Source organism: Rugamonas brunnea, assembly GCF_014042345.1.
Classification (GTDB): Bacteria; Pseudomonadota; Gammaproteobacteria; order Burkholderiales; family Burkholderiaceae_D; genus Rugamonas; species Rugamonas brunnea.
Window position 1 is genome coordinate 109,476 of the sequence record NZ_JACEZT010000018.1, and the last position, 10,025, is coordinate 119,500.

Genomic DNA, 10,025 nt, shown 5'->3' on the forward strand with positions numbered 1-10,025 from the left:
AGGAGATACCCTATGTTCGGATCCCGACAAACTGGCGTACACGCCTATGCCAAGGTAGGCATGGAAACGGGCGTGCTCGCGGCCAGTCCGCACAAGCTGATCGTGATGCTGTTCGATGGCGCCATGGTGGCCATCAACACGGCGCTGGTCAGCATGCGCAACGGCAATATCGGCGAGAAAGGCAAGTCGATCTCGAAGGCCATCATGATCATCGACAGCGGCCTGCGCGCCGCGCTCGACAAGAAGGCCGGCGGCGAGATCGCCGAAGGGCTGGACGCGCTGTACGAATACATGAGCGCGCGCCTGCTGGCAGCCAACCTGCAGAACGACCCGGCCATCCTGGAGGAAGTGCAACGCCTGCTGACGGAATTGCGCGACGCCTGGAACGCCATCGGCGACGCCCCGGCCGCCACCGGCCGTGCCACCTCCACCCCCACCCTCGCGAGCGCCTGAACGATGATGACCAGCCAAGAAGTGTTGACCGTGTACGCCGCCATGGCGGAACTGACCGAACAGATGGTGCAGGCCGCCACGGCCAGCGACTGGGACTTGCTGGTGCTGCTCGAACAGCGCTGCGCCGCCCACGCCCAGCGCCTGCGCGCGCACGAGCCGGCCGCCCCCATGCAGGGCGCCCAGCGCGAGCAAAAGATCGAATTGATACGGCAGATGCTCAACGCCGACCGCCAGATCCGCGACCTGACCATGCCGTGGATGGCCCAGTTGTCCAAGCTGATCAATAACACCGGCACGGAACGGCGCCTGGTCAACGCCTACGGCAGCGTCTGATCCCGGCGGGGCCCATGCTGCCGCGCCTGGACGTCAACGTCGGCCCGCTGACCGCGGCCGACACCGTGCACGGCACGCCGCCCATCGGCGACGGCCGCCAGGCCGCGTTCCAGCGCAACCTGCAGGCGCTGGTGGGCCAGTCGCTGCAGGCCACCGTGCTGTCGAAATACCCTGATGGCAGTTTCCTGGTGCGGGTGGCCGACAACGCGGCCCGCATGTTGCTGCCGCAGGGCGTGCAGGTGGGCAGCGAAGTGCCGCTGACGGTGATCGCGGCCCAGCCCCGTCCCACCTTCCAGCTCGGCAACGCGCCGGGCGCCGCCGCCACCCTCGTCTACAGCGACGCGCCGCCCGGCGCCGAGGCCGAAGCCCAGCTCTACCACCCGAATCCCCCCGCAGCGGACGCCGCCAGCGCGGCCCGCCTGCCGGGTTCGCCGGGCAGCACGCCGGGGTCAACGGCCAGCGCGCCGGGCGCCGCGCCATCGACAGCCCAGGCGGCCACCGCCCAGCCAAGCTTGCCGACCGGCGCGCAGCCGGCCAATACGGGCGCCGGCACCGCCGCCGGCGCAGCCGCCAACCAGGCCGCCGCCCAATCGGCCCTCCTGGCGCAAGGCGGCACCCAGCCGGGCGCCGGCGCCGCCGAACTGGCACGGCCGGCCACGGCCGGCGCGGCCTTGCTGGCCAAGGCGCCCCTGATCCCCGCCAGCGAACTGCCGTCGCTCGATGCCAGCACACCGCCACCCACGTTGAGCACGGCCGCGCGCGTGCTCAGCACCGTGCTGACGGCCGCGCCCGCCACACCGGCCGGCGCCCCCGTCGTGTTGACGGGCAAGACGCCGCTGGTGGCGGCCGGCGCCCCGCCTGTGCCTGAGCAAGTGGCCCAGCACCTGCAAACGGCCCTCTCGCAAAGCGGCCTGTTCTACGAATCCCACGTGGCCGAATGGGTCAAGGGCGAGCGCAGCCTGGCCGACCTGATGCGCGAGCCGCAGATGCAGCGCCAGCAGCAAGCCATGGCCGATGGTGGCGCGCGGGCCCAGGCCAGCGGTCCCGACCTGTCGGCCGCCCTGATGATCAACCAGCAATTGCATGCGCACGAACAGGGCCGCGTGCAATGGCAGGGCGAGGCATGGCCGGGCCAGCCCATGCAGTGGGAAGTGCGGCGCGAACCGCGCGACGAGCCGCGCCATGGCGACGGCCGCGACAGTGGCGAGCAGGCCCAGCCGGAACAGGTGTGGCGCAGCGGCGTGCGCTTCCGTTTCCCGCTGCTGGGCAAGGTGGCGGCCACCGTCACGCTGGCCGGCGACCAGGTACAGATCCAGGTGCAAACCGGCAGCGACGCGTCGGCCGTCACCTTGCGCGCCTACGCGGGCTTGCTGGAACAGGCGATGGCGGCGGCCGGCGCGCCGCTGTCCTCGCTCACCATCGCCGCCGAACCGGGGGACGCCCATGAGCCGTGACAGCCGGGATACCCCGCGCCGCCCGCTGCAAAGCGCCGTCGCGCTGGCCTACCAGACCGGCGCGGCCGCCCCCAAGGTGGTGGCCAAGGGCCGCGGCCTGGTGGCCGAGCAGATCATCGCCGTGGCCCAGGAGCACGACGTGTTCGTGCACGAATCGAAGGAACTGGTATCGCTGTTGATGGAAATCGACCTCGACCAGCAGATCCCGCCCACGCTGTACCGCACGATTGCGGAACTGTTGGCGTGGCTATATCATATTGAATCAGCGCAAAAGTCCGGCGCCCCGCTCCCCGCGCCGCCCGACACCAGCCTGCCGCTCACCGAACCCTAGACCCCGATACGGACGCGATGCAATCATTACGACTGGAAGCAGACTTGGAAAACTGGCATGACTTCGAAGTCGAATCGCGCCGGGAGATCATCGCCTTGCTGCGCAGCATAGGCGAGAAGAATCAATTGATCCGCATGCTGGTGCAGGGCGAGTCCGACGTGTGCGTGACCTCGATCCTGGAAGTACAGCCGGACAACAACACGGTCATCCTCGATTGCTCGATCGACCGCGAGCAGAACCAGCGCGTGCTGGGCGCCACGGCCGTCCACTTCGAGACCACGCTGGACAAGATCCGCATCCTGTTTTCGTCCGACAAGGTGGAAAAGTGCCTGTACCGGGGCAACCCGGCGTTCCGCATGGCCTTGCCGGCCACCCTGATCCGCCTGCAGCGGCGCGAGTACTACCGCATGAACACGCCGGTGAGCAACCCGGTGCGGGTGGCCATTCCGCTGCCGGCCGAACTGGGCGGCGGCAGCCACCCGTTCCCGCTGGCCGACATCAGCTGCGGCGGCATCGCCATCCTCGACAACAAGCTGTTGCTGGGCGACACCATCGGCCGCAACTATGCCGATTGCCGCATCGACTTGCCCGACGTCGGCGCCATCGTCACGACTTTGCAGATCCGCAATTCGCTGGACATGACTTTGCTCAACAACAAGTCCAACCGCCGCCTCGGCTGCCAGTTCATCGACATCCCCCGGCCCATGCTGGCCCAGGTGCAGCGCTACATCACCAAGCTCGAACGCGAGCGCAACGCGCGCCTGGCCGGCCTGGGCTGAACGGGCGGGCCAGGCGGCCCGCCGCGCTCAATGATCATTGGATGATCATTTGATTACACCTGCATGTTCATGATGTCGTGATACGCCGTCACCAGCTTGTTGCGCACCTGCATGGTGGCCTGGAAGTTGATGCTGGCCTTCTGCATCGAGATCATCACATCCGACAAGCTCACGCTCTCATCGCCCATGGCGAAGCGCTGGCCCTGGGTGTCGGCCTTGACCTGGCTGGCGTTGACGGCGTCCAGCGAATTTTTCAGCGCGTCGGCGAAATTGACTTTCGCGGCCGGGGTTTCCGTCTGCACCACCGGCGGCGTGGCCTGGGGCCGCGTGGCGTGGGCTTTCAGCTGCGCGATCATGGCCTGGATCTGGCTGCTGTCGATACCACCTGTTCTCATGTTGACTCCGTGTTGTTGCTACCGCGGAACACTTTCCGGCGGTCAGGGAGACAGTGCCACGTTACAATAGGGACTGTCAGGCTGACAGAATAACAGCCGGCACGCCAGCGGCAGGCGCGAGCAGGCAGGCAAACGCGGCTCTGTTTAAGCGTTTGATTTGCCCGTTTCCCGGCGATAATCCGTATCAGGCCCAATTTCCACCGGGGATTGGATAGCGACACTTGACGAATTCACACCCACCATGGCCGTAGCCGAAGAACGCGATATCGACGCAGCAGAGCAAGCGCCCGCGCCCGACGAGGCAGCGGAAAAGCTGCCCTTCATCCAGACGCCGATGGGCAAGAATTTCATGCGCGGGGGCGCAGCCGCCGGCGTGCTGGCCGTAATCCTGGCCCTGTGGCTGTGGAACAAGCCGCCCGAGTATGGCGTGCTGTTCTCCAATTTCACCGACCGCGACGGCGGCGCCATCACGGCCGAGCTCGACAAGATGAACGTCAAGCACAAGTTCTCCGACAACGGCACGGCCATCCTGGTGCCCACGGAGCAGGTGCACGACATCCGCCTCAAGCTGGCGGCCCAGGGCTTGCCCAAGGGCGGCAACGTGGGCTTCGAGCTGATGGAGAACCAGAAGCTGGGCGTGTCGCAGTTCCTGGAACAGGTCAACTACCAGCGTGCGCTCGAAGGCGAGCTGGCCCGTTCGATCCAGTCGCTGTCGGCGGTGGAATCGGCGCGCGTGCACCTGGCCCTGCCCAAGCCGTCCGTGTTCGTGCGCGACCAGCAAAAGCCGACCGCCTCGGTGCTGCTGAACCTGCACCCGAACCGCGTGCTCGACCCGCAGCAGACCAGCGCCATCGTGCACCTGGTCGCCTCCAGCGTGCCGGAACTGCTGCCGGCCAACGTGACCGTGGTGGACCAGGCCGGCAACCTGATCTCCGACTTGAACAAGAACGGCAACGCGGCGCTGAACGCCAAGAACATGGACGAGACCCAGCTCAAGTACGTGAAAGAGCTGCAGAACGCCGTCATCAAGCAGGTCGAATCGATCATCATCCCCATCGTGGGCGAGAACAATGTGCGGGCCGAAGCGACGGCCGACGTCGACTTCTCCCAGGTGGAACAGGCGGCCGAGACCTACAAGCCGAACTCGCCGCCGGCCGCCTCGGCCATCCGCAGCCAGCAGACCAGCGAGACTGGCGGCAACGGCAACACCAACCCGTCCGGCATCCCGGGCGCGCTGTCGAACCAGCCGCCGGGCACGGCCACGGCGCCGCTGACGGCCACCGCCCCCGGCGCCACCGCGCCCGCGCCCGGCACCCCGCCCGGTGCCAGCACCGGCAGCGGCAACGGCCAGACCCACAAGGAATCGACCACCAATTACGAAGTCGACAAGACCGTGCGCTACGAGCAGCGCGGCATGGGCGGCCTGCGCCGCCTGACCGTGGCCGTGGTGGTCAACTACCGCCGCATCATCGACAAGAACGGCAAGGTCACCGTCAAGCCCTACACGCCCGAGGAAATGGCCAAGATCAACGACCTGGTCAAGCAGGCCATGGGCTACAATCAGGACCGCGGCGACGCCGTCAGCGTGGCCAATTCGCCGTTCGACGGCGTGGACCGGCCGGCCGAGGCGGCGCTCGACTGGTGGCGCGATCCGGCCAACCTGCCGATGGCCAAGGAACTGGCCAAGTTCCTCATCACGGCCCTGATCCTGCTGTACATCTTCCTGCGCATCGTGCGCCCGATGATGCGGCCCGTGTTCAAGAAGATCGACGAAATCAACGCGCCGGAGCCGGAACCGGAACCAGAGCCGGAGCCGGTGGTGGAAGAGCCGGACCCGGTGCTCATCGCGGAAGAGGAATTGCGACAGATGGAAGAGAATACGGCCCGCTCCTATCGGGATAACCTGGCCATGGCCAAGAAACTGGCGGCCGACGATCCGCGCATCGTGGCCAACATCATCAAAGCGTGGGTAGGCGCCAATGACTGAGAACACCGGACTGCAAAAAGCGGCCATCCTGATGCTGGCCATGGGCGAGACGGAAGCGGCCGAAGTGATGAAATTCCTCGGCCCGCGCGAAGTGCTCAAGCTGGGCGCGGCCATGGCCACCATGAAGAACGTGCCGCACGAGCAGGTGGTCGATACGCTGGACGACTTCCGCGACCAGGTGGCGGCCGCCTCCACCGTGGGCCTCGATTCGGACGAGTACATCCGCCAGGTGCTGACCAAGGCGCTGGGCGACGACAAGGCCTCGGTGCTGCTGTCGCGCATCCTGGGCGGCAAGGACGCGTCCGGCATCGAAAGCCTGAAGTGGATGGATTCGAACTCGGTGGCCGAACTGATCCGCAACGAGCACCCGCAGATCATCGCCACCATCCTGGTCCACCTGGAGCGCGACCAGGCTTGCGAAATCCTGGGCAACTTCACCGACCGCCTGCGCAACGACGTGGTGCTGCGCATTGCCACCCTGGACGGCGTGCAGCCGGCCGCGCTGCGCGAACTGAACGACGTGCTGACCAAGCTATTGTCCGGCAATGAGAACATCAAGAAATCGTCGCTGGGCGGGGTGCGCGCGGCGGCCGAGATCCTGAACTTCATGAGCGGCGAGCAGGAAGGTTCGGTGATGGACAACATCAAGAACTACGACAACGACATGGCCCAGAAGATCATGGACGAGATGTTCGTGTTCGACAACCTGATCGACATCGACGACCGCGGCATCCAGCTGTTGCTGCGCGAAGTGCAGTCGGAAATGCTGATCATCGCCCTGAAAGGCGCGTCGCAGGAGCTGCGCGACAAGATCTTCAAGAACATGTCGGCCCGCGCCGGCGAGATGATGCGCGAAGACCTGGAATCGAAAGGTCCGGTGCGCCTGTCCGAAGTGGAAACCCAGCAAAAACAAATCCTGCAGATCGTGCGCCGGCTGGCCGACGAAGGCCAGATCGTGCTTGGCGGCAAAGGTGAGGATTCCTTCGTCTGATGGCTACCATACCGAAAGAGCAGCAGACCGCGTTCCAGCGCTGGGAGATGACGTCGTTCGGCGACCACCGTCCCAGCACGCTGGCCGCGCGCGACGCCGAGCAGCACGCCCAGGAAGCGGCGCGCGCCCAGCAATTGCTGGAACAGCGCATGCAGGAAGCGCTGCTGGAGCACGAGCGGCAACTGGCCGAGGTCGGCCCGCCGCCGCCGCCACCGCCCGCCTACCCCAGCGTGGAGGAAGTGGAAGCGATCCGCGAACAGGCGCGCCTCGAAGGCTACGAGGAAGGCCACGCGGCCGGCCACGCCGACGCGCTGGCGCTGGGCAAGATCGAATCGGCCAAGGAACTGGAACACTTGCGCGCGCTGACGGCCTCGTTCGGCACGGCCGTGCAGCAGGCCGACCAATTGATCGCCAACGACGTGCTGGAACTGGCCCTGCAACTGGCCAAGGGCATGCTGAAGACGGCGCTCAACGTCAAGCCGGAACTGGTGCTGCCCATCGTGCGCGACGCGATCGAGTACCTGCCCGTGCTGCAGCAGCCGGCGCTGCTGGTGCTGCATCCCGATGACGCGGCCGTGGTGCGCGAAGGCATAGGCGAGGAACTGGACAAGGGCGGCTGGCGCGTGATCGAGGACCCCAGCGTGGGCCGCGGCGGCTGCAAGGTCGACACGGCCAGCAACCAGATCGACGCCCAGGCCGCCTCGCGCTGGCAACGGCTGACCCACGCGCTGGGCAAGGACGTGGACTGGCTGGCCTGAACCACGTCGTATGAACACCATGGAAAGCATGGAATCCCTCGCCCCAGCGGCCGAACCGGCCGAGCCGGCCAATCCGGCCACCCCCGCACCGTCGCCCAGCGTCCACGCCGGGCGCTGGCAAGCCTACCTGCACGACTGCGCCACGCTGGCCAGTTTCGTGGAACCGATGCAAGTGTCGGGCCGCGTCACGCGCGTGGCCGGCCTGGTGATGGAGGCGGTCGGCCTGCGGCTGGCCGTGGGCGCCGCCTGCACGGTGCCGCTGCCCAGCGGCGGCAAGGTGGAAGCGGAAGTGGTCGGCTTCGAAGGCGACCGATTATTCCTGATGCCGCAAAGTGACGTCGAAGGCATCGTGCCGGGCACCCGCGTGTTCCCGGTCGAGCCGGCCATTCCCCGCCCCGGCAGCGTGGCCCATCCGCGCCGCCGCCCCAGCGACCGTGCGCGCCACCTGCCCGTGGGCCCGGAACTGCTGGGCCGGGTGCTCGACGGCGCCGGCCGCCCGCTCGACAACCTCGGTCCGCTGCACGCGCACGACAGCGCCCCCATCAACGTGCGCCCCGCCAACCCGCTGGGCCGCGCGCCCATCGTCGAGACGCTGGACGTGGGCGTGCGCGCCATCAACGCCATGCTGACCGTGGGCCGGGGCCAGCGCATGGGCCTGTTCGCCGGTTCCGGCGTCGGCAAATCCGTGCTGCTGGGCATGATGGCGCGCTACACGGAAGCCGACGTGATCGTGGTCGGTCTGATCGGCGAACGGGGCCGCGAGGTCAAGGAATTCATCGAACAAATCCTCGGCGAGGAAGGGCTGGCCCGTTCCGTGGTGGTGGCCGCGCCGGCCGACACGCCGCCGCTGATGCGCATGCAGGGCGCGGCCTATGCCACGGCGATCGCCGAACACTTCCGCGACCAGGGCCAGAACGTGCTCCTGATCATGGATTCGCTGACCCGCTACGCCATGGCCCAGCGCGAGATCGCCCTGGCCATCGGCGAACCGCCGGCCACCAAGGGCTATCCGCCGTCCGTGTTCGCCAAGCTGCCGGTGCTGGTGGAACGGGCCGGCAACGGCGAACTGGGCGGCGGCTCCATCACCGCCTTCTACACCGTGCTGACGGAAGGCGACGACCAGCAGGACCCGATCGCCGACTCGGCGCGCGCCATCCTGGACGGCCACATCGTACTGAACCGGCGCTTGGCCGAGGCCGGCCACTACCCGGCCATCGACATCGAACAGTCGATCAGCCGCGCCATGCATTCGATCACCTCGCATGAGCACCAGACCCAGGCCCGCAACCTCAAGCAACTGTTCTCGCGCTACGAACGCAGCCGCGACCTGATCAGCGTGGGCGCCTATGCGCCCGGCACCGATCCCGTGCTGGACCAGGCCATCGCCCTGCACGACAAGATTGAGCATTTCCTGCAACAACAAATCACGGAACGGGTCACCATGAGCGAGAGTTTGGGGCAACTTACCTCGCTATTCGACTGATTGCCCGTCAGACAGGACGCCTATAATGCTTGATCATGGCATCCCAATCTCAACTGAAAACCCTGATTGAGCTGGCGCAGCGGGAAACCGACGACGCCGCCAAACGGCTGGGCGCGGCCCTGAAGGCCGTGGCCGAGGCCGAGCAAAAGCACGACATGCTGATCGGCTACCGGGACGAGTATGTCAAGCGCTTCGAAGCGGCCCAGGCGGCCGGCATCACCCCCATGGCCTACCGCAATTTCCAGGCTTTCATGGGCAAGCTGGACAACGCCATCACGGGCCAGCAGGAAGTGATCCGCCACGCCGAGCAACGCAGCGTGCAGGAGAAGCAGGCCTGGCAGGCCAGCGAGCGCAAACGCATGTCCTACACCACGCTCAACGAGCGGGCGGCGGCCGCGGCGCTCAAGCTCGAAGCCAAGCGCGACCAGAAGCAGATGGACGAACACGCAGCACGACAGGCTTATTACAAACGCTGAATCCGCACGCTGAATTCAGCCCGGCGGCAACCAACCATAACGGCGCGACCATGCAAACACCCATCCTTCCCCTGCCCACCATCGGCGCCAACGCGGCTGCCGCGCCCAAGGTGAACCTGAACGCGAGCGGCCAGGACAACCAGTTCCAGCGCGCCCTGTCGCGCGAAATGGAGCAGCGCCAGTCGGCCAACGCCAGCGCCAACGCGCCCGCGCGCCCGCCCGAGCGTCAGCCGGCCGCGCCGGCCGCCCCGCGCCAGAGCACCATGCCGGCCCGCCAGGCCACGCCCACCAAACCGGCCCAGTCACAGGAAGCGCCGGAAGGCAAGGAAGGCAATGCACAGGTGCAACCTGGCGCCAAAAGCACCCCCGACAGCACCAGCGCGGCCGACGCCAGCGGCAAGGCGGCCGCCGGCAACGCGGGCGACGACGCCCGGAGCGATGCCAAAGCGGCGCTGGACGGCCCGGTGGCCGACATGCTGGCCCTGGTGGCCGCGTTCAATCCGCCGCCCGCGCCGGCCGCCGCCACCGTGACGACAGCCGCCGCGCAAGCGGCGCCGGCCGCGCTGGGCGCCGATGCGGGCGCCG

At 67.3% G+C, this 10,025-nt stretch carries 11 protein-coding genes and 1 pseudogene; 11 read left to right on the forward strand and 1 reads right to left on the reverse strand.

Annotation, left to right across the window (positions count from 1 at the left end; translation table 11 throughout):
• Positions 1-12 precede the first annotated feature (12 nt).
• The 5 genes from fliS to H3H37_RS22030 are packed head-to-tail and all read left to right on the forward strand — an operon-like array spanning position 13 to position 3,350.
• Positions 13-453 carry a flagellar export chaperone FliS gene (fliS, locus tag H3H37_RS22010; protein ID WP_182166540.1) on the forward strand — a complete coding sequence of 147 codons (441 nt, stop codon included), beginning with the start codon at positions 13-15 and terminating at the stop codon, positions 451-453.
• Positions 454-456: 3 nt separating this feature from the next.
• Complete coding sequence (locus tag H3H37_RS22015; RefSeq protein WP_182166542.1) at positions 457-786, forward strand: flagellar protein FliT; 330 nt, start codon at positions 457-459, stop codon at positions 784-786.
• Between the two features lie 14 nt (positions 787-800).
• Positions 801-2,240, forward strand: coding sequence for a flagellar hook-length control protein FliK (gene fliK / locus H3H37_RS22020; protein WP_182166544.1), 1,440 nt, complete (start codon positions 801-803; stop codon positions 2,238-2,240).
• Complete coding sequence (locus H3H37_RS22025; protein WP_182166546.1) at positions 2,230-2,571, forward strand: EscU/YscU/HrcU family type III secretion system export apparatus switch protein; 342 nt, start codon at positions 2,230-2,232, stop codon at positions 2,569-2,571. Before fliK ends, H3H37_RS22025 begins: the two co-directional genes overlap by 11 nt.
• 17 nt (positions 2,572-2,588) lie before the next feature.
• Positions 2,589-3,350, forward strand: coding sequence for a flagellar brake protein (locus H3H37_RS22030; protein WP_182166548.1), 762 nt, complete (start codon positions 2,589-2,591; stop codon positions 3,348-3,350).
• Between the two features lie 53 nt (positions 3,351-3,403).
• On the opposite strand, the gene fliE is transcribed toward H3H37_RS22030, so the two are convergent.
• Positions 3,404-3,745 (reverse strand): flagellar hook-basal body complex protein FliE, encoded by a 342-nt coding sequence (gene fliE, locus H3H37_RS22035; protein WP_182166550.1) that lies wholly within the window; start codon positions 3,743-3,745, stop codon positions 3,404-3,406.
• 241 nt (positions 3,746-3,986) lie between these two features.
• Between fliE and fliF the strand changes: the two genes are divergently transcribed.
• From fliF to H3H37_RS22065, 6 genes and pseudogenes are all read left to right on the forward strand, one after another.
• Positions 3,987-5,732, forward strand: coding sequence for a flagellar basal-body MS-ring/collar protein FliF (fliF, locus tag H3H37_RS22040; RefSeq protein WP_182166552.1), 1,746 nt, complete (start codon positions 3,987-3,989; stop codon positions 5,730-5,732).
• On the forward strand, positions 5,725-6,723 hold the full coding sequence (gene fliG / locus H3H37_RS22045; protein ID WP_182166554.1) for a flagellar motor switch protein FliG: 999 nt from the start codon (positions 5,725-5,727) through the stop codon (positions 6,721-6,723). The genes fliF and fliG overlap by 8 nt, the downstream gene beginning before the upstream one ends.
• A complete protein-coding gene (locus H3H37_RS22050) occupies positions 6,723-7,481 on the forward strand; it encodes a flagellar assembly protein FliH (RefSeq protein ID WP_182166556.1) in 759 nt (252 codons plus the stop codon). Before fliG ends, H3H37_RS22050 begins: the two co-directional genes overlap by 1 nt.
• Before the next feature lie 28 nt (positions 7,482-7,509).
• Positions 7,510-8,964, forward strand: coding sequence for a flagellar protein export ATPase FliI (fliI, locus tag H3H37_RS22055; RefSeq protein WP_182166558.1), 1,455 nt, complete (start codon positions 7,510-7,512; stop codon positions 8,962-8,964).
• 35 nt (positions 8,965-8,999) lie between these two features.
• Positions 9,000-9,440, forward strand: a complete 441-nt coding sequence (gene fliJ, locus H3H37_RS22060) for a flagellar export protein FliJ (protein WP_182166560.1) — start codon at positions 9,000-9,002, stop codon at positions 9,438-9,440.
• A gap of 50 nt (positions 9,441-9,490) precedes the next feature.
• Positions 9,491-10,025, forward strand: a pseudogene (locus H3H37_RS22065) (flagellar hook-length control protein FliK); the annotation flags it as partial.

Bases quoted from the DNA above. Each gene is read 5' to 3' on its own strand.
- fliS (WP_182166540.1), top strand. From the start codon at position 13: ATGTTCGGATCCCGACAAACTGGCGTACACGCCTATGCCAAGGTAGGC.
- H3H37_RS22015 (WP_182166542.1), top strand. From the start codon at position 457: ATGATGACCAGCCAAGAAGTGTTGACCGTGTACGCCGCCATGGCGGAA.
- fliK (WP_182166544.1), top strand. From the start codon at position 801: ATGCTGCCGCGCCTGGACGTCAACGTCGGCCCGCTGACCGCGGCCGAC.
- H3H37_RS22025 (WP_182166546.1), top strand. From the start codon at position 2,230: ATGAGCCGTGACAGCCGGGATACCCCGCGCCGCCCGCTGCAAAGCGCC.
- H3H37_RS22030 (WP_182166548.1), top strand. From the start codon at position 2,589: ATGCAATCATTACGACTGGAAGCAGACTTGGAAAACTGGCATGACTTC.
- fliE (WP_182166550.1), bottom strand. From the start codon at position 3,745: ATGAGAACAGGTGGTATCGACAGCAGCCAGATCCAGGCCATGATCGCG.
- fliF (WP_182166552.1), top strand. From the start codon at position 3,987: ATGGCCGTAGCCGAAGAACGCGATATCGACGCAGCAGAGCAAGCGCCC.
- fliG (WP_182166554.1), top strand. From the start codon at position 5,725: ATGACTGAGAACACCGGACTGCAAAAAGCGGCCATCCTGATGCTGGCC.
- H3H37_RS22050 (WP_182166556.1), top strand. From the start codon at position 6,723: ATGGCTACCATACCGAAAGAGCAGCAGACCGCGTTCCAGCGCTGGGAG.
- fliI (WP_182166558.1), top strand. From the start codon at position 7,510: ATGGAATCCCTCGCCCCAGCGGCCGAACCGGCCGAGCCGGCCAATCCG.
- fliJ (WP_182166560.1), top strand. From the start codon at position 9,000: ATGGCATCCCAATCTCAACTGAAAACCCTGATTGAGCTGGCGCAGCGG.